At 49.1% G+C, this 18,112-nt stretch carries 16 protein-coding genes; 9 read left to right on the forward strand and 7 right to left on the reverse strand.

The window, feature by feature from the left end; genetic code table 11:
* Nucleotides 1–78 precede the first annotated feature (78 nt).
* Both HGH92_RS20845 and HGH92_RS20850 read left to right on the forward strand, forming a co-directional pair.
* Nucleotides 79–807 carry a helix-turn-helix domain-containing protein gene (locus HGH92_RS20845; RefSeq protein ID WP_168872678.1) on the forward strand — a complete coding sequence of 243 codons (729 nt, stop codon included), beginning with the start codon at nt 79–81 and terminating at the stop codon, nt 805–807.
* A 64-nt stretch (nt 808–871) separates the two neighbouring features.
* Entirely contained in the window at nt 872–1,417 is a 546-nt protein-coding gene (locus HGH92_RS20850; RefSeq protein WP_168872679.1) for a dihydrofolate reductase family protein, read from the forward strand.
* A gap of 47 nt (nt 1,418–1,464) precedes the next feature.
* On the opposite strand, the gene HGH92_RS20855 is transcribed toward HGH92_RS20850, so the two are convergent.
* Nucleotides 1,465–2,364, reverse strand: a complete 900-nt coding sequence (locus HGH92_RS20855) for an alpha/beta hydrolase (protein ID WP_168872680.1) — start codon at nt 2,362–2,364, stop codon at nt 1,465–1,467.
* Between the two features lie 95 nt (nt 2,365–2,459).
* Between HGH92_RS20855 and HGH92_RS20860 the strand changes: the two genes are divergently transcribed.
* A complete protein-coding gene (locus HGH92_RS20860) occupies nt 2,460–3,329 on the forward strand; it encodes a LysR family transcriptional regulator (RefSeq protein ID WP_168872681.1) in 870 nt (289 codons plus the stop codon).
* Nucleotides 3,330–3,371: 42 nt separating this feature from the next.
* On the opposite strand, the gene HGH92_RS20865 is transcribed toward HGH92_RS20860, so the two are convergent.
* From HGH92_RS20865 to HGH92_RS20880, 4 genes are all read right to left on the reverse strand, one after another.
* Nucleotides 3,372–4,184: a hypothetical protein gene (locus HGH92_RS20865; protein WP_168872682.1), complete on the reverse strand. Its 813-nt coding sequence runs from the start codon at nt 4,182–4,184 to the stop codon at nt 3,372–3,374.
* Between the two features lie 262 nt (nt 4,185–4,446).
* Nucleotides 4,447–5,460 carry an NAD-dependent epimerase/dehydratase family protein gene (locus HGH92_RS20870; protein WP_168872683.1) on the reverse strand — a complete coding sequence of 338 codons (1,014 nt, stop codon included), beginning with the start codon at nt 5,458–5,460 and terminating at the stop codon, nt 4,447–4,449.
* A gap of 64 nt (nt 5,461–5,524) precedes the next feature.
* On the reverse strand, nt 5,525–6,100 hold the full coding sequence (locus tag HGH92_RS20875) for a Crp/Fnr family transcriptional regulator (RefSeq protein ID WP_168872684.1): 576 nt from the start codon (nt 6,098–6,100) through the stop codon (nt 5,525–5,527).
* Nucleotides 6,101–6,222: 122 nt separating this feature from the next.
* Nucleotides 6,223–8,376: an outer membrane beta-barrel family protein gene (locus HGH92_RS20880; RefSeq protein ID WP_168872685.1), complete on the reverse strand. Its 2,154-nt coding sequence runs from the start codon at nt 8,374–8,376 to the stop codon at nt 6,223–6,225.
* 199 nt (nt 8,377–8,575) lie between these two features.
* Between HGH92_RS20880 and HGH92_RS20885 the strand changes: the two genes are divergently transcribed.
* The 5 genes from HGH92_RS20885 (at nt 8,576) to HGH92_RS20905 (ending at nt 13,507) form a co-directional block, all read left to right on the forward strand.
* Nucleotides 8,576–9,619 (forward strand): sensor histidine kinase, encoded by a 1,044-nt coding sequence (locus HGH92_RS20885; RefSeq protein WP_168872686.1) that lies wholly within the window; start codon nt 8,576–8,578, stop codon nt 9,617–9,619.
* Complete coding sequence (locus HGH92_RS20890; RefSeq protein ID WP_168872687.1) at nt 9,612–10,322, forward strand: LytR/AlgR family response regulator transcription factor; 711 nt, start codon at nt 9,612–9,614, stop codon at nt 10,320–10,322. Before HGH92_RS20885 ends, HGH92_RS20890 begins: the two co-directional genes overlap by 8 nt.
* A 33-nt stretch (nt 10,323–10,355) precedes the next feature.
* Complete coding sequence (locus tag HGH92_RS20895; protein WP_168872688.1) at nt 10,356–11,243, forward strand: aminoglycoside 6-adenylyltransferase; 888 nt, start codon at nt 10,356–10,358, stop codon at nt 11,241–11,243.
* 16 nt (nt 11,244–11,259) lie between these two features.
* Nucleotides 11,260–12,282, forward strand: coding sequence for an LLM class flavin-dependent oxidoreductase (locus tag HGH92_RS20900; protein WP_168872689.1), 1,023 nt, complete (start codon nt 11,260–11,262; stop codon nt 12,280–12,282).
* Nucleotides 12,283–12,394: 112 nt separating this feature from the next.
* Nucleotides 12,395–13,507 (forward strand): transglutaminase family protein, encoded by a 1,113-nt coding sequence (locus HGH92_RS20905; protein ID WP_168872690.1) that lies wholly within the window; start codon nt 12,395–12,397, stop codon nt 13,505–13,507.
* Nucleotides 13,508–13,520: 13 nt separating this feature from the next.
* On the opposite strand, the gene HGH92_RS20910 is transcribed toward HGH92_RS20905, so the two are convergent.
* Entirely contained in the window at nt 13,521–14,675 is a 1,155-nt protein-coding gene (locus tag HGH92_RS20910; protein WP_168872691.1) for an MFS transporter, read from the reverse strand.
* A 131-nt stretch (nt 14,676–14,806) separates the two neighbouring features.
* Between HGH92_RS20910 and HGH92_RS20915 the strand changes: the two genes are divergently transcribed.
* A complete protein-coding gene (locus HGH92_RS20915) occupies nt 14,807–15,166 on the forward strand; it encodes a winged helix-turn-helix transcriptional regulator (protein WP_168872692.1) in 360 nt (119 codons plus the stop codon).
* Here HGH92_RS20915 and HGH92_RS20920 read toward each other — a convergent pair whose 3' ends face one another.
* Complete coding sequence (locus HGH92_RS20920) at nt 15,167–18,055, reverse strand: polysaccharide lyase family 8 super-sandwich domain-containing protein (RefSeq protein ID WP_168872693.1); 2,889 nt, start codon at nt 18,053–18,055, stop codon at nt 15,167–15,169. It lies immediately after the preceding gene.
* Nucleotides 18,056–18,112: the final 57 nt, after the last annotated feature.

An 18,112-nucleotide genomic window follows, 5' to 3' on the forward strand; every position in this document is an offset into this window, starting at 1 on the left:
CAAAGATGATAACTTTGTGCTGTATTAAGGTAGCCCATTCTTTTTGTATCTTTACAGTTAACCAATTCAGTGCTGGCAATGAAACATCAGATAGCTAAACCGTGCCCGGCATTAGCCTCCCATATCCATTCTTTCTGGGAACTGAAAGGTGACGACAACGACAATCAATGGGAACGTATATTCCCTGACGGATGTGCCGGCATCGTGGTGAACCTGGGAGCATCGTGTAAAACGGATAGTGGCCTGACCACCATGGAGCATGGTAAAACATACGTGGTAGGTGCCATGACCACTTTTAAGGACAGTTTTATGAACATGGACACACATCTGTTAGGCGTATGTTTGAAACCGGCCGCGTTCTCTTCTTTTTATAAGTATGTTTCCCAGCATGAACTGACTGATCATACGGTAGAATTTGATTCTTCCTATTCTTTTGATATCGGGAAGGTCCATAAAGACCCTTACGCTTATTTCAACCGGTATTTTTTAGACAGGAGAAACAATGTAAATCCGCTGCTGCAGGCTGTGCTGAAGGACATACATGTGACTAAAGGAGATATACGCATCTGTGATATCGCTAAACGGAATTATACCACTGTCCGGCAATTGGAACGGATGTTTAAAACGCATATCGGACTAACGCCAAAGGAATATGTGAAGATTGTACGCTTCCAGTCTGTTCTTTCCCTGATGGATGACCCGGAGGTGAGCTTGTCAGATATCGCTTTTGAAGGGGGGTATTATGACCAGTCGCATCTGACAAACGAAATGAAGCGTTATACAGGGCTTACTCCTGCACGATTCTGATTTTGTCGTGTTTTTCCAAAAAAGTAAGCGCACCTGGTATTTATTTTTGTGAAAAGCTTTTAGTATGAAGAAAATCATTTTGAACCTGGCCGTTACTTTAGACGGATTTATTGAAGGACCAAACGGGGAGGTGGATTGGTGTATTATGGATGATGATATGGACTTTGGTGGATTTATTGCAAGTGTCGATACGATATTTTACGGCAGAGTAAGTTATGACGCCTGGGGGAATTTTCAACCGGATGAAGCTACCAGCCCTGCAGAAAGCGAAATGTGGCAAGGCATACATTCCAAGAAGAAATATGTTTTTTCGCATCAAAGGCGGCAGGATGACAATGCCACATTCATTAGTACCGATATCGTTAGCCAGGTGGCAGCCATAAAGCAGCAGGGTGGTAAAGACATTTGGTTGTATGGCGGTGCAAGCCTTATCAAGACATTTATAAAGGAAGGTCTTATTGATGTGTATAAAGTATCGGTGCATCCGGTAGTGTTAGGGACCGGTAAGCCATTGTTTGAAGATATAAAAGAACGGATAGGGTTAAAGTTGACAGATACGCAGGTTTTTAAATCCGGTGTGGTGCAGCTTACCTATGAACCCGGAGCATAACCGGAAAATAAAGCCTTTGGATGACGGGCCTCCAAAGGCTTTATTTTTTATTTCCCCAGTTTCCGCCTGATATACCCGGCTACATCTGCTATTGCCTCTCTGCCCTGGTCTATTACCCCGCCAAATTGCCAGAAGCCATGTATCATCCGGGGATACATCTTTTCGGTCACTTCCACATTCGCCTGGCGAAGTTTGCCGGCATAAGCCATTCCTTCATCGCGCAGCGGATCATATTCTGCCGTTATGATAAAGGTATCGGGCATCCCTGACAGGTCTTTGTTGTATATGGGAGCAGCCTTGATTTTATCGGCCGTATAATTTTTCCATACTTCGATGAGGCCTTCCCTGGTGATAACAGGGCCATTCGCAAACTCTGACCAGGAGGGCGTTTGGAGCGAAGAGTCCGTAGCAGGATATATGAGCACCTGACATGTAATGTTATCCAGCTTTCCGGCCACCCCGGCGGCCAGCGTGCCGCCTGCGCTGTCTCCGCCCACGGCTATACGATGGCCGTCGATACCCAGTTCAGCTGCATGATGCATGACCCATTGCGTTGCATCGATACAATCATTGAGGCCATGGGGGAACTGATATTCGGGTGCAAGCCGGTAATCAACTGCAATAATCACTATGCCTGAATGGTTGGCCAGCTGGCGTAGCGGACGGTCGTGCGTTTCCAGGCTTCCCTTAGAGAAGCCGCCGCCATGAAAGTATACCATTGCGGGCAATGCTGTTTGTGAAGAAGGCCTGTAAATACGGATATTAATTTCCCGGTCGGTGAAAACGAGCGTTTTGTTCTCTACAGAAAATACTGCTTCCTGCTCTCCGGCAAGTGGATTCAGCCGTTCATAGGATTCCCTTGAAGCTGTTATCTTATCTGTTATATGCGTCACCTCAACTGAATCGATGTAAGTCAGTACTTCCTGTACCTGTGGTAAAATTTCCATTGTAGTATTATTTAGGGCAAATGTCCGCAGAAGGGAGATATTAGTAAAATAGCTTAATTTATGGGCGGTCATAAAAACAATTATAACTTTAGGCTATGGTAAATTTGGAATGGTACAGGACTTTTAAGGCAGTTTATCAGACGGGGTCGCTGACAGCCGCGTCGAAGATTTTATTTATATCTCAGCCTAATGTGAGCCAGCATCTGGCCTTGCTGGAGGCACATGTAGGGAAGACATTGTTTGAACGAAAACCAAGGATCGCTCCTACTGACTATGGCAGGTTGTTTTATACACAGGTAGTGGCCCCGCTGGAAATGCTGGAAAAAGTGGAGGAGGGGTTTAATGCAGCCAGCCTGAAAAAACAAACACCGATTATCCGGTTAGGGGTTGTACAGGAATATTTCCAGGCTGTATTATCAGAGCATATAATGACGATGGATGCCAACCTGGTTGTGTCTTTCGGGCATACCGGAGAGTTGTTGGACAGGTTACATAAAGGAGCATTGGATTTTGTGGTGGCAACGAAGTCGGCGCGGTATAAGGAAATTGTTTTTGAGCCTGTTCGGCAGGAAACCTACGTCATCATAGGCAGTAAAACGATGGATACCACTGAGTTTGACAGGTATGTGAAAAAAGAAGACTGGGAAGGCAGTGAATCCTGGTTATTGTCGCGGCCCTGGGTGGCGTATACTACTGATCTGGCTATTATACGCAGGTTCTGGAAAAAGAATTTTAACAAACGGCCGGCTATCAAACCCTATTGCGTCATACCGAATATGCACCTGATCCTGAAATCGCTGAAACGCTGTGCAGCATTGACCATAGCAGCGGATTACCTGTTGGATGACGACCTGAAAGTAATCTGGCGTGGAAAAATACCGATGGACAACACGCTGTACCTGGCTTATGATAAGACAAAGGCCCTGCCGGAGCAGGTGCGGATGATGAAACAATTTTGTCAGTAAAGCAACTGCGTTTAACCCTTAAACGCAGTTGCTGAAAATAGCTTATTTCTTTCCTGCCAGGATTTTGACCTGGTTTTTCAGTTCATTGATCTCTGTATCGTACTTCTTTTGCTGGTCAATCAGATAACGGGTCAGTTCCTCTACTTTCTTCAACAGGATGACATTCATCTCTGCCACGTCGATGTCGTTTTTTGCGATGTCCGCCGCTGATGGCACGTCCGGCAAATGTTTGTTGGCTTTTATGTATTGTTCCACGCTTTGCAGGGATGGCAATTGATAGCCATCTTCGAAAACATAGTCAGGCCAGGTGCTGCTGGCTTTTACTTTAATTCTTTCGGCCAGGATAGTGCCGGCAACTGCCAGCCTGTAACCGGGTACTGCCTCTGAACCTATTCCCACAAATCCATTGTTTCCTATATTAAAGACGGGGTTGCCGGCACCGTCCAATACGCCAAAAGGTTTGTCGCCGTATCCTTTTATCAGCGTAGATCCGTTTTCCTGGAGAAATAGCCGGTCTTTTCCGGCGTAATCGGTATTCCAGGAGTCCGTTGTGCCAGTCCATATCCGGTTCCATCTGGTCCATACTCTGCCGTCAATTTTGTTTCGATATTTCAACTCGCCCCAATAGGATGTTTCCAGCTGAAAGTTCCCCGTGGAAGAACCGGGACCATAGTACTGTAGTAGTGTTGAAACATGCTGACCGGGATAGGTAATGTTATATACGCCGTTTTGAAGGCACGTATCGCGTAACCCATTGTCAGCGACTCCGCGAAAGAGGAATGTGCTGGGATCTTGGCAAAATGCACTCAGGCAGGCAAAAAACAACGAAAGAAAGAGAAATAATTTTTTGAACATAGGTATGCGTTTATTTTTTGCTAAAGATAAAATATATTCCACCTTTCCAGTGTTGTTTTAATAATGATTTATCATTAATGGGTTCCGGGTGGAGGTCAGATAGTCTTTGAAATGCTCTGCCATTGTTATCTCACGGCCTAACACATTGTGGCTGACCATCAACTATACAGTTTGCAATACTGTATGTGGTAATCAGATTTGTGCGTAATCAGCATCGTTGAACGGGCCGCCTCGTATGAGGCAGCCCGTTTTTCGGTGAAAGTCAGCTTAACCGATGTGCATTTTCACGGAGGTAATGCATCGCTTCTTTTACGGCGTCTCTACTGTTTTTAGGATTAAACCCCAGTTCTGTACGCGCTTTGGATATGTCGAAGTTCTGCTGTAGCCCTGAGAACATGGCAATATCCTTCATTGTCAGTACGGGCGCTTTGCCGCTTATTTTACTGCCTGTTTCCATTAACCAGGCTACGGCGTATAATATCGGCCTGGGAACGGCCACCGGCAGTTTCAACTTCAGTTCCGGGAATAACTGCTGCGCAATTTTTGTGGTTTCTTTGATGGAGGTACATTTTTCACTGGCCAGGATATATCTCTCTCCGTTTTTCCCTTTGGTGGCAGCAAGATAACAGCCTTCAGCCACGTCTCTTACATCGATCCAGTTTAAGGTGATATTTGTTTCAACCGGGATCTGTTTTTGCAGGATCAACCGGATAATGTTGTACGATACGTTCAATGGTGCAAAGGCAACAGGGCCTATCATAGCGGCTGGAAGTACGGCCACCAGTTCAATACCATGCTTTTTAGCCAGTTCGAAAGCCAGCTTTTCCCCATCGTTCTTCGAATTATAATACATGTCTCTGCGGTCCGGATTGTAACCGTTGCTTTCTTTTGTGGGAAGATGCGTATAATCCAACGCCGCTATCGAGCTGACATATACAATTCTTTTTACACCGGCTTCCACAGCTGCTTCTATGGTATTGCGGGTGCCTGCGATGTTTACATCGTAAATTTCCTTTTGGGGGTCTTTGGCCCAGAGTTTAAAGGAAGCTCCTACCGCGTAAAAAGTATCTACGCCCTTTAAGGCTCTTACAAATGATGCTTTGTCGGTAATATCAGCCTGTACTACTTCGCAGTGCAGGCCTGCAAAAGGCTCTTTGTTTTTTAAGCTGCGTACGGAAGCCCTCACCGGAATTCCTTTGCTGAGAAGAAGTCTTACTAAGTTGTTGCCTAAATGTCCGTTTGCGCCGGAAACGAGGGCTAATTTTTTTTGCTCCATATCCTGTGTTTTTAATTGACAGGACAAAGGTCAATCTTGCTCCGTTAACACCGCTTCGCAAATGTTACCTAATGATCTGTTTGCGGATCCTGCTCAGGCTTTTAGGGTTCATGCCCAGGAATGAGGCGATGTATTGCAAGGGGACATTATGGAGAATTTCGGGATGTTCATCCATCAGGTTTTTATACCGTTGCTCTGCGCTGAGCGCGGCCAGTTCCTTGGAACGTTTTTCATTATAGGCAAGCGACTGCTGAAAAACCAGGATACTGAAGTCTTTGAACGCTGCGCTTTCCCGGGTGAGGGCTTCCAGGTTGTTTTTGGTAATCCGTAGCAATTCACAGTCAGTTATACATTCCAGGTTTTCGTCGGACACTGTCTGATTGATAAAGTTAAAGTAAGAAGTGATGAAGCCGGGAGGGCAATTGATATGCGTGGTCACCTCATCGCCTTTTTCATTGTAGTGGAACAGCCTGACAAACCCGGAAACGATGAAATACAGGTATTTCGGGATTTTCCCTTCTTCTTCAATAACGCGGTTCCGGGGCTGAAGTACCGGCTCAAAGTACTGTCTGTACAGGGCTTCGTCGCGCTCGCTTAGCTTTGCGCTTTGGGAAATGAGGCTTATTAGTTGTTCGTGCATGTTCGTCCTTTTGGCTGTGATGTCCATCGCAAAGATATCACTTAAGATGGCATCATTAACCACTCATAACAAAACCGTACCGCTCCTGCAGGCGCGGTACGGTGCCAGGGTCAACAATACAACTAATGCCGTCCCATCGGCGGCATTTTCTTCTCTTCACTATTGTTACCGGATTTCAGCGATCCAAATTTCCAGTTGAAAGCGACATGAAAGCCACGGTTAAAGAAGTTGTTGACTTCCGTGCTGCGGAAGCTGGGAGCTGTGGCCGTACTGCGTTGCAGCATGCTGTTCTGAAAAGGATTTGTAACGCCAATCATCACACTGGCTTTTTTATCCAGGAATTCCTTTTGAGCGGAGAAACTGTAAGACCAGGACGCTGAATTCCTTCCCTGAAGCGTCACGTAGCCGTTGCTATAGTCGCCGGACGCCTGGAGGGTAAAGTCTTTGGGGAGGGACCATGATACATTCAGATTGAAGGAATAGAAGCCTGCTTCATTTTTCACCTGAAGGGCGTCGCTTTTGAACCATACCTGGTACAGTTCCACGCCGCCGTTGACGCTCAGGCTGCTGCTGAGTTCCATGGCGGCGTTGATATTGGCGCCTAACCGCTTGTTGGCGGCCACGTTACGTGGACTGGTCCTGGAGATGCCCAGGCTGTCTACGGTGGTCAGCATTTCGATAGCGTTGCTGTTGGCGCTGAAATACACGCTGTTGTTTAAAGTGAACCCGGAAGGGGCGTTGTAGTTGTAGCCGGCTTCGAGTGTCCTGGTTGTTTCGGGCCGCAGCAGCGGGTTGCCGGAAGTGAGGTTACGCGGGTCGCTGGCGTTTACGAAGGGATTGAGGTCCCATATCCATGGCCTGCGGATGCGTTCTGTATAGCTGAATTTCACATCATGCTGATCATTTAGGGTTTTGGCTACCAGTAGACCCGGCACCAGGTTGTTGAACGAAGCATCAAAGGATGATGGCGCCCGCCGGAACTCACTCCCCAGGCTGGTGCCTTCAAAACGAAGGCCTGTGCGGAACATCCATTTATTTGCAGTTTCAAACTTCAGGCTGACGTAACCTGCGTAAATATTTTGAAAATATTTCATCTGGTCGGAGCGGGAAGATATTTCAACCAGGTCGGTGCTGCCGGGATTGTGCTCGTTGTTCCTGGCGCTGTAAGTGGTATTGGCGCTGGTCCTGCTGAACTTAACACCTGTTTCAAGGACATTTCTGCCGGTTTTGTTCAGCGGATGGGTATAATCTGCCTGCAGGCTGAAGTCCCATGATTTGCTGTTGTTAGGCCCGGATTCACGAAAATAGTTCACCCCCGATAGCGTATATTGGTTGGTGTTATATTCAGAACGATCGGAGATGTTGCTGACCATGCCCAGTACCTGCAACTCCTGCACCTTTCGGCGGAACCGCTTCTGATAGGTGGCAGAGAGTTCATAATATCCGGAACTGTTGGTCTGGCGGTTGTTCTGATTGTATTCAGTAGTGCTTTTGCTGTCCTGGTAGCGGTTGTACAGCGTGCTGCGGGAAGGCCAGGAACCGTTCCAGAAAGTAAGGGTGGTGCTGATTTTTTGCAGGGAGTCGGCATGCCAGGTAAGGCCGGCGTTGCCATAGAGGCCCCGTTCATGCTGGATGATTTCCGTCTCTTGCAGCAGTTCTCCTGCCGGTTGGCCATTGAACAAAGAAGTCCTGTTAAGGGTGGATGTTCTTCGTTCCCGTTGATTGCTGGCATTGAGGCTCAGGCTTAGTTCCATATTGCCTTTTACGGTGCTCAGTGCCGCACTGGCAGACTGTTCCAGGTTGCCGGCGCTGACGGTGGTTTCTATGCTGGTGCCTTTTATTTTCTTTTTGGTGATGATATTGATAACGCCCGCCGCTCCTTCTGCCTCGTATTTGGCCGAAGGGGACGTGATCACTTCAATAGCAGCGATGCTGCTGGCAGGGATCATTTTCAGCGCCTCTTTCAGGTTTTTGGCGAAGATGCCCGACGGCAGCCCGTTCAGCAGCACTTTTATATTCGGGTCGCCCCGCATTTTCACCTCTCCGTCGGGGCCTACGGTCAGCAGCGGTACTTTCCGCAGCACATCGCTGGCGGAGCCGGCCTTGTTGCTGATATCTGCGGTAGCATTGTATATCAGCTTATCGCCTTTACTTACCACCAGCTTCTTTTTGCCGCTGATAGTAATGGCGTTCAGGTTTTTCATGCTGGTGACGGTATTGCTGTCAGGTTGCTGGGACGAGAGTTGTTGTGCATGTGACCTCTCAGCGGCCAACATACATAAAACGGATAAAAACAGTAATTTGATAACCGAATGCATGGTTTATAATTGAAATATCTGCAAAACAAGAAACTTTGGTTTCCACATAAAAAAATGAATGAGCAAGGCCCGGAATATAATGACCAATGCAGTTCGTCATGATGTTTTGCAGGTTGTATTAAAATGAGTGAGCTTTGTTTTACTTAAAGCGCTGGTAATGGAGAATAAGGCAAATTGGCTTCGGAGCAGGTTTCTACAGGAAGTGGTCGTGTTTGTTGCGATGTTTGTCCTGACGATATTGCATGAGTGGATAAAACTGGACTCTCTGAAGGCGGTCCTGCAGGCGCTGGTGTTTTTTATCCTACTGTACGGACAGGCGCAGTTTAACCTCTACCTGATATTTCCGTTGTTGATGGCTAAAAGGTATGCTTTGTACTTTTTAACCTTTATCTTATCCACATTGGTTGGCGCCCTGTTATTGTTTGGTCTTGACTATTTCTGGATATCCCCGCAGTTCTACCAGGAGCCTGATGTTTCTCTTCCAATGAACATCGCCTATAACTTTGTGCTTTGTATCATCAGTACGGTGACCATCCTTTCCCTCTTCCTGGTACGTCAGTATTCGAGGGAATTGCAGAAGAGGAGCGAGGTGCAGTTGAAGCTGAGCGAAATGAACATCAAATTTCTCCATGCACAACTGAACCCGCATTTCTTCTTTAATATGTTCAATAACCTGTACGGCGTAAGCCTTACGGAGCCGGAACGTACGCCGGACCTCATTCTGAAGCTGGCCGACCTGATGCGGTACCAGCTGGAAAACGGCAACAAACCGACGGTGACCATACGCGAGGAATTGCAGTTCATCGACAACTATATTGCCATGGAGCGGGAACGTATCGGAAAACGATGCCTTATCAGTTATGATTTCCCGGCGGATGATACCGTCCTGCACCAATACAGGATTGCTCCGCTGATCCTGATCACGTTAGTGGAAAATGCGTTTAAGCACAGTGTCACTATCAGCCATACATGGTATGTTAACATCAGTGTTTACCGGTATGAAGACGACCTGGTGGTGGATGTACGTAATTCGTTGCCGGATGAAGCCTTAAAAAGCGGCTCCACCGGTATTGGTTTGATCAACATTAAAGAACGGCTGGAGATGCTGTATAAACACCGGTATAGTCTTGTCAGCACTATTGATGGGCAGGAATACCGGACCACTCTGACTTTAAGGATAAATACGACAGCACATGGATAACACTTTAAAATGCATTATTGTAGACGACGAAGAAGGCGCTCACCTTGTATTGAAGCAGTATATCAAAAACCTGCATAACCTGGAGCTGGCCGGATCGTTTTTTACCGCGGTGGAAGCCATGGGTTATATATACAACAACCGGGTGGATTTGATTTTCCTGGATATCAATATGCCGGGACTGAGCGGGCTGGAGCTGTTGGAAACAATGTCTGATCCTCCGTTGGTAATACTAACGACCGCCTATCGGGAATATGCATTGGAAGGGTATAAATACCGGGTAGTGGATTACCTGGTGAAGCCATTCAATTTTCAGCGGTTTATGGCGGCCATAGATACAGTATATTCGCGGCTGCGACCAAAAATCACCGCCACGAACGAACCCAATTCTGCGCCCTCCGCTTTTGTAATGCTGAAAGTGGAAGGGGAAATTGTGAAGGTGATGTACGATCAGATCACCTATGTCCGCAGCTGGGGCAACTATGTGAAAGTCGTAACGAAACAGTCTACTTACCTCAGCCCAATCACCACTACAGAAATAGAACAAAAGCTGGACAAAGTCCGGTTCAGGAGAATTCACAAATCCTATATCGTGGCCATGAGCCGCATCAGCAAGATAACCGGCGGCCAGGTGGAACTTGACGACGGAACGATATTGCCCATCGGCACGACCTATCGCAGAGACCTGTTGGACAACTTTCAATGAGATATCCTTAAATTAGAGCAAACAGATGATAATATGACCAGCAGAAGCGAAACAGCCATGATGGACCTGATCCTTAGCGTAGCCGCAAAAGACCCGCGGATATTGGCCGTCTTACAGGACGGATCACGCTCCAACCCCAATGTGACACCGGATATTTTCCAGGACTTCGATATTATCTATGTGGTGGATGATCTTACGCCATTCCTGCAGGACCATAGCTGGGTGGATGTTTTCGGGGAGAGAATGATCATGCAGATGCCGGAGGACATGGAGCTGTATCCGCCGGCGCCGGAGCTGGAGGGCGCGTTCTCTTATCTGTTGCAGTTTAAAGATGGTAACCGTATAGATCTGGTGATGGTGCCACCGGACAAACTCGATGCTTTTACCGCAGACAGCTTATGTAAAGTACTCTGGGACAAGGCCGGCCTGTTTGTGGACAAACCACTTCCACCCGCCAGTGACGCCGGTTACATCGTGGAAAAACCTTCAGCACGTTCGTATACAGACTGCTGCAATGAATTCTGGTACACGAATGCCGGTCTGGCGAAAGGACTGTGGCGTGAAGAAGTGGTATTGGCCAAAGAGCTGATCAACCAGGTGGTACGTGGCGCGCTGATGCAGATGATGAACTGGTATATTGGTTGCCGTTACCGGTTTGCGGTAAATCCGGGCAAGTTTGGGAAATATTACCGGCGTTACCTGGAGCCGGAAGTGTATGATAAGTTTATGGCCACCTATAGTGAAGGCGACCTGCAAAGCATATGGCAGTCTGTTTACACTACCATGGACCTTTTCAGGGACATGGCACGGCTGGTAGCTGCGCAGCTGGGTTACACCTACCCTGAGGACTGGGACGCGAATGTAAGGGCTTATATGCAGCATGTACAGCAGCTGCCCAAAGATGCAACCAGCATTTATTGACTTTAAAACAAACCACATGGAAATAGGTATTGACAGCTTTGCTGCCACCAAATCACAAAGCAGCGGCCACAATGCGGCAGCTGATATGCAGGAAATGGACAATCTGCTGGAGCGGATCATCCTGGCGGACCAGGCTGGCCTGGCCGTGTTCGGGCTGGGGGAGCATCACCGCCGGGAGTTCCTGGATTCGGCCTCAGTGCTGATACTGGCTGCTGCTGCTGCCCGTACAAAAAACATTAAACTCACCAGCGCGGTAACGGTATTGAGTGCTGCTGATCCGGTGCGGGTATTTCAGAGTTTTGCCACGCTGGACATTATTTCCAAAGGAAGAGCGGAGATGGTGGTAGGCCGTGGGTCTTTTATTGAGGCCTTTCCGCTTTTCGGGTACAACCTGGATGATTATGACGCCTTGTTCACTGAAAAGCTGGACCTGTTGTTAAAGATAAGAGACCATGAGCGGGTGGACTGGAGCGGGAAGTTCAGGGCGCCGTTGCAAAATGCGCCTATTTATCCGCGGCCGGTGCAGCAGCCGTTGCCCATATGGGTGGGCGTAGGCGGTACGCCACAGTCATTTGTACGGGCAGGCATGCTGGGACTTCCTTTGATGGTGGCGGTGATCGGTGGGGAAACGCACCGGTTCAGGCCCTTAGTGGACCTCTACCGCGAAGCTGGTGCCAAGGCGGGTCATCCCGAAGAGCAGTTGCAGGTGGGATTGCATTCGCTGGGATATATTGCGCAAACATCGCAGCAGGCGAGGGACGAGTTTTTCCCGGGGTACGCGGAAGTGTTTACCCGCATCGGGAAGGAGAGAGGCTGGGGACCTGTGACACGCGCCCAGTTTGACGCGCAGAACGGTCCTACAGGAGCTTTGCTGGTAGGCAGCCCGCAGGAGGTGGCCGACAAAATCAGGCGTCATAGTGAGGCGCTGGGTGGCATCAGCCGGTTCACCTTCCAGATGGACAACGCCAACCTGCCACATGATAAGCTCATGAACTCCATTGAGCTGATAGGGAAAGAAATTGTTCCGTTATTGAAATAGTCCAGGAGGCTCCTGAGGATATTTTTTGACAATGATGTAAACGACTGCAACTTTTTCTGTTTCCAGTCGTCTTTATGGTGCAACATATGTTTGTTATAAATCTATCTAGACCATGAAATCATTATCTGTATTCCTTCTCCTCGCAGGATGGAGCATCACTGCATTCGCCCAACAGGTACCCGTCATCCGGGCTACCTCTAAAACCGTCAGCATAAAAGATGGGCCTACTTTTATGAAGAACACCTGGACCATCGAGCCGGAAACAAAACCGGACATTTATCGCACTTCAGCGAAGAAAGTGGTTTTTTATACGGATGTGGATTCTATTTCCGTTCATGTGAAGCCCGGCCAACAGCAGGATTTTTATATCCTCCTGAATGGTAAAGACTCTGCTTTGACGAGGGTGGAATTTCAGCCTTCCCGGCTGGAGATGTTGAAAAAGGCTAAAAAATACAACTATGCTGATAAAAGGGAACTGCCGGCATTTACTTACCTGTCTCCCGATGATGAGGCGCTGAAACGTATTCGCCGGGAACTTAAACTGGATTCCATTGCGGGCAGCGGTAATGAAATCTCCCAAATGATCAACCTGATGCACTGGGTACATGATATTATCCGGCATGATGGCAGCAGTAACAATCCTGCTGTAAGAAATGCCATCGGTATTATCGATGTGTGCAACAAGGAAAAACGGGGCGTCAACTGCCGTATGATGGCCACTGTATTGAATGAATGTTACCTCGCTATGGGTTTCAAATCCCGCTTTCTGACCTGCATGCCCAAAGAACTGAAATTCGACGACTGCCATGTGATCAACATGGTATATTCAACCGAAAAACAAAAATGGGTGTGGATGGACCCTACCTTCAACGCCTATGTGATGAATGAAAAAGGCGAAGTGCTGGGACCGCAGGAAGTACGCGAACGGCTGATCAACGGGCAGACCCTCATCGTGAACCCCGATGCTAACTGGAACCGGAAAAATTCTGCCGTTAAAGAACAATATCTCGACAACTATATGGCCAAGAACCTCTACCGTCTGGAATCTTCCGCTGCCAGTGGATATGACCAGGAAACACAGCAGGCAGGTAAATGGCTGACCTACGTACAGCTGGTGCCGCTGGACGGATTGAACCAGCAAAACACCAAATCAGAAAATCTGAAATGGAACTCCTACAAAACTTTGATCACCAACAACCCGGACGTTTTCTGGGCGAAACCATAATAACTCCCGGGGGCTAAAGCCCCGGGCGTTGATATTTGATACGTTTAAACAGCAGTATGAGTATCGCTATTGTCAGACATCCCACGGTGGACCAGACGACATTGGCGATACCATATCCTGCAATCCAATGCCCGCCTAACAGGGCGCCGGCCGTAACGGCAAGATTTCCGCAAGAAGTAAAAACACTGTTGATGAGTTCTGATGCCTGCGGCGCCGAAGAGGTGACCTGTATATTGCTGATCAGAAAGCCGCCGGCATGGACAAGCCCCCATATAACAACCAGCAATACCATTGGCATGAAACTGCCACCCAGCCAATATAACAGCAGGTGCACTCCTGACAGTAACAACAGGAACAACAGCGTGGTGAGGTAAGGTTGCCTGCTCATATATCTTCCTGCGAGATAATTACCACCAATGCCCACCAGTCCGAATAACAACAACATGATACTGATAGTGCCGCCTTGCATGTGGGATACCTGCTTTAGAAAATCCGCCATGTATCCGTAGGTGGAATACATCGCGGTGATGATAAAAAAGGCCAGCGGTAAATTGGTCCACAGGAGACTGTTACGGAAGATGTTTGTCTGTGGCCCGGTTACCTTGGGACTGCCTGCTGTCACCGGCGGTAGCCATATCTTTATGCCGATGAGGGCCAGCACATTAATAAAAGCCGTTATCAGAAAGGCCCCCTGCCAGTTGAGCATCGCGGAAATGAACGTGGCCAAAGGCACGCCCAATACGGTGGCGATGGTAAGGCCGGAGAAAATAATACTGACCGCTTTGGAGGTGTTTTGCTTATCACCGGTATTGATAGCTACCGACAATGCTATCGACCAATAAACCGGATGAAAAAAGGCGGGCAGCATCCTGATGATCAGCAGATGATAGAAACTGGTGGCGAAAGCAGAGAGCACATTCGCCACCGCAAAAATCAACAGTGAAAAAAGCAATAACGTCTTCCGGTTGATTTTTGAAAAGAGCATCATCATAAAAGGCCCGAAGAATGCCACGATCAGCGCGAAAGCGCTGAGCAGCCATCCGGCTTTGTCGATGGTGACATGAAAGGCCATTGCAATGTCCGGCAACACACCTATTACTCCAAATTCCGTAGTCGTAATACCAAAGACACCCAACGCCAGCAACCAAAGATCTTTTTCAGTACGCATAGAAAAATTTTTCCGGCAAAATTGCAGCGTGACTGTCTTAAAACTGTATACTGACGATTTAGTGAGGCACTTTCCATTTGGTAAGTATCCCTTTTCAGGAGAGGTTTTGTACTTTAGCGGGAAATAGCCGTATGCCTGAATTTTTTCACGATAAGAGGTTGTATTACACGCCGATCGAATTTGCGTTGGGCCATATCGGCGGAACGTGGAAAATGCCTATACTATGGCGTTTGCAGGAGAAGCCGCTACGGTTCAGTGAACTGAAAAAAGACATCCCGCATATTACAGATAAAATGCTGACCAGCCAGTTGAGAGAGCTGGAAAACAAAGACCTGATCAGCAGAATGGTTCATCCGGTAGTGCCGCCAAAAGTGGAGTACAGCCTGACGGAGAAAGGAAAGAAAACCATTCCTCTCATAGAGACGATCATGAAATATGGCTATGATTTAATTAAGGAGGCGGGCATTGAATACCCGCCCAAAGAAAGTTGATCACAGCTTCACTACCTTCTTAACGATCTGTTTCCCCTGGCCGCTCAGTACCAGCCAATACATGCCAGGCCGTACATTGGCCAGCGGTACTTCAAACTGTTGCCGTCCATTCAGTTTTTCTGTCCGTAGCACTTTACCTGCTGCATCCCGCAGCTCTGCCTGTTGCCAGGGCGTTGCCGTTTGTACCCGTATGTAATCGTTTGCAGGGTTGGGGGAAAGCGTCACGTTACTGGTGGAGGCCTCATGCCCTGCCATCATGGCCTGAAAGGTGGTGTTGCTGTTGCTGCAGACGAGTACCGGCCGCTGTGTGGAGTCGCTGCCTTCGCGGGAGGTGAAGATAGCGTCTGTTGTGGACCCTGCAAGCCCGGACACCAGTTTCAGTGTCAGGATGCCATCTGCCGCCTTCTCTGTGAGCGCGATATCTGTCACGTCCCATTCTGCGAAATTGCCTGCACCGCGTCCGGTGATGGTATCTACCGCTTTGATGACAGCGGGTTTGTTGCTGTCGGTGATGCCGGATTCCGTCCAGCTGTCGTTGCTCACGTACTGGGCGATCCAGGGCACGGTGGCGATGCCGGTATTGGCATAGTTCACATACATGCGCAGCTTCACCTGGTTGGTGCCTGCCGGCAGACCGCTAACGTTGAACTTCAGAAATATTTCCCGGTTGTAACTGGTGCCTGCGTCCTGTTTCAGTACAAGGCTGCCGGTGCCATAGTTGGTATTGTTATAGGTGCCGCCTCTGACATAAGCGTCTGCTATGGCAGTAACGGTGGACGCGGAATACACTGGTGTGTTATTATTGACATGATACACCGCTGTGGAACCGGCATACGGGCCGGAAGGCAGGCTGGCTGCCAGTTGCCGCGTTTGTGCAATGCCTGGCAAGGTCAGGTAAATATTGACCGGTGCGGAAGACTGCGCCGGATCTGCCACAGACACTGTCACATCTGTAGATCCGATACCGCGCAGCAGCAGGGCACAAGGCCGGTCAACCGTAATGGTCACGGAATCTTTATGAAAGGTGCCTGCCTGGTAAAACACCAGTTGCCGGATGTTGAGCCCCGCGTGGTATACGGCCTGTATATCGGCGGTGTTCTGTTCTATCCGTACGGCGGTGGTATCGTAGGTGTTCATGTCCTGCCCGGGAAGCACGTAGTAAGCGTAGCTGCCGTTCGCCGGTGCGGTGCCATGGTCCAGCCATAGCTGGAACACGTTCATGTTCTGTATGGTAGTACTGCCGCCGTTGTTGATACTTCTCCAGGTGCCTGACTGCGATTGCATGCTCAGTTGCAGCTGTCCGCCGGCAGGGAAATAATAACTGATGCCGTTATGCGTGATCCATTTGAGGGTATTGTTGTAACTGTATGTGCCGTTGCTGATGGTGCTGACGGCGCCGTTGATTTTCGCGGAAACGGTGCCGTTGAGCAGGCACTGGTTCACCGTAGTGTTAATGGGTTGTGCTGCCGTAGAGGTGATGCCGGCGCCCAGGCAAACCACTTCTTTATCAAAGAAGAACCAGGCTTTGCGTGCTTGCGTGCTGTAGTCGGAGAACTGCAGGGCAGACACGCCGTACAGCGAGTCAGACACGCCGCCTGCAAAGGCCGTCGTACCGAAATTGACGCCCCATGGGGACCGTACCGGGAAAGTGGTGATATATGGCACCGTTGTTCCGGGGATATGGCTCCAATCCCATACCGGGGGAATATTATAGTAATCATTGCCGTTGGCGGCAATATGGGTGGACCCGTCTGAGAGGTAGTAACCTTTCAGGTTTTCACCGTTGCCGTTTTCCTGTTTGGCGGTGCGGGTAGAAGTGAGGTGTAGCCCGAACAGGTAGCCGGTACGATGATGCAGCGTATAGTCGGAGCGCCAGAAATGCGTATGCAGCGCCGGTAGCTGATACCCCGGCGGCTGGGTACCGTTGAGCCGTGCAATGTTATCGTCGTACTCGGCCACGTTGGCGGTGTCCAGCACTTTAAGTTTTTGCAGCAGGCTGGTAACGCCTACCTGGAGATTGTTCTCCCGGCTGATACTGCGGCCGTTGGTGCCGAAGTCGATGTATTTGGAGCGCATGGCTTTGAGGAAACCATTGCGTACAAAGCCGCTGAAGATGGCCAGTTTGCTGCCGGAGAGCGCATAGGAGGTGCCTCGCAGGTAGTAGGCTACTTTTATCTCGCCGTCAACGAACACGGAGCCATAACCATAGATGTACAGTTGTGGTCCGTGTTGCTGGTAGGAGTAATCGTGCTGTATGCCTTCCGCGGTGGTGAGCACCAGCGGATAAAAGGCTTCGTTCACGCTATACTGCATCAATGAATCATTGGCGGTAAGGCAGGAACGGTACATGAAGTGGGTGGCTTCGTCCAGCTTGTTGGCCCCGGTTTGTTTGGTGGGGTTACCACGGCTCATCTGGGTGAGCAGCGCGTTGCGCAGGCTGCCCAGGCTTTGAGGCGCCGTCTCCAGCATAATCAGTATTTCGCCGATGCGTTGTGGATTGGAGATATCGTTATGGTACCAGTTCCAGCTTTTAGGATCGGTGGTGTTCCAGTAGGTCAGTGCATTGGCCATCGCGGTAAACAGCGTAGCGCTGTGATAGTAGGAGCTGGCCGGTTTCGTATAGGCTTGCGCGAAGGCTTTCACCCGGTTGATATGTGTGTCTGCTGTGTAGGTGGTGGAGCTGTAGGCGTAACTCACATCGGGCCAGGAGCCGTTGGCCTGCAAGGTGGCCAGCGTGGCGGTGACGTTGTTGTCCAGCGTGGTGGTATTGGAGGCCTGCGCAAGCAGTTCCTCCCGGATACGGTCCATGATGGTGGTATATTCCGTTTGGGCCGTTGCGCCGATGGTATGGAACAGCAGCCCGGCCAGGAGTAGAATTTTCATCTTCATAACAGTGGGATTTGTAACAAATCTACGGATACCGGCGCTGGCAGCGGGGTGGTTTTT

Source organism: Chitinophaga varians (genome assembly GCF_012641275.1).
Taxonomy (GTDB): domain Bacteria; phylum Bacteroidota; class Bacteroidia; order Chitinophagales; family Chitinophagaceae; genus Chitinophaga; species Chitinophaga varians_A.

Bases quoted from the DNA above. Each gene is read 5' to 3' on its own strand.
- HGH92_RS20890 (WP_168872687.1), top strand. From the start codon at position 9,612: ATGGATAACACTTTAAAATGCATTATTGTAGACGACGAAGAAGGCGCT.
- HGH92_RS20895 (WP_168872688.1), top strand. From the start codon at position 10,356: ATGACCAGCAGAAGCGAAACAGCCATGATGGACCTGATCCTTAGCGTA.
- HGH92_RS20860 (WP_168872681.1), top strand. From the start codon at position 2,460: ATGGTAAATTTGGAATGGTACAGGACTTTTAAGGCAGTTTATCAGACG.
- HGH92_RS20885 (WP_168872686.1), top strand. From the start codon at position 8,576: ATGGAGAATAAGGCAAATTGGCTTCGGAGCAGGTTTCTACAGGAAGTG.
- HGH92_RS20910 (WP_168872691.1), bottom strand. From the start codon at position 14,675: ATGCGTACTGAAAAAGATCTTTGGTTGCTGGCGTTGGGTGTCTTTGGT.
- HGH92_RS20865 (WP_168872682.1), bottom strand. From the start codon at position 4,184: ATGTTCAAAAAATTATTTCTCTTTCTTTCGTTGTTTTTTGCCTGCCTG.
- HGH92_RS20905 (WP_168872690.1), top strand. From the start codon at position 12,395: ATGAAATCATTATCTGTATTCCTTCTCCTCGCAGGATGGAGCATCACT.
- HGH92_RS20850 (WP_168872679.1), top strand. From the start codon at position 872: ATGAAGAAAATCATTTTGAACCTGGCCGTTACTTTAGACGGATTTATT.
- HGH92_RS20845 (WP_168872678.1), top strand. From the start codon at position 79: ATGAAACATCAGATAGCTAAACCGTGCCCGGCATTAGCCTCCCATATC.
- HGH92_RS20870 (WP_168872683.1), bottom strand. From the start codon at position 5,460: ATGGAGCAAAAAAAATTAGCCCTCGTTTCCGGCGCAAACGGACATTTA.
- HGH92_RS20875 (WP_168872684.1), bottom strand. From the start codon at position 6,100: ATGCACGAACAACTAATAAGCCTCATTTCCCAAAGCGCAAAGCTAAGC.
- HGH92_RS20880 (WP_168872685.1), bottom strand. From the start codon at position 8,376: ATGTTGGCCGCTGAGAGGTCACATGCACAACAACTCTCGTCCCAGCAA.
- HGH92_RS20915 (WP_168872692.1), top strand. From the start codon at position 14,807: ATGCCTGAATTTTTTCACGATAAGAGGTTGTATTACACGCCGATCGAA.
- HGH92_RS20900 (WP_168872689.1), top strand. From the start codon at position 11,260: ATGGAAATAGGTATTGACAGCTTTGCTGCCACCAAATCACAAAGCAGC.
- HGH92_RS20855 (WP_168872680.1), bottom strand. From the start codon at position 2,364: ATGGAAATTTTACCACAGGTACAGGAAGTACTGACTTACATCGATTCA.
- HGH92_RS20920 (WP_168872693.1), bottom strand. From the start codon at position 18,055: ATGAAGATGAAAATTCTACTCCTGGCCGGGCTGCTGTTCCATACCATC.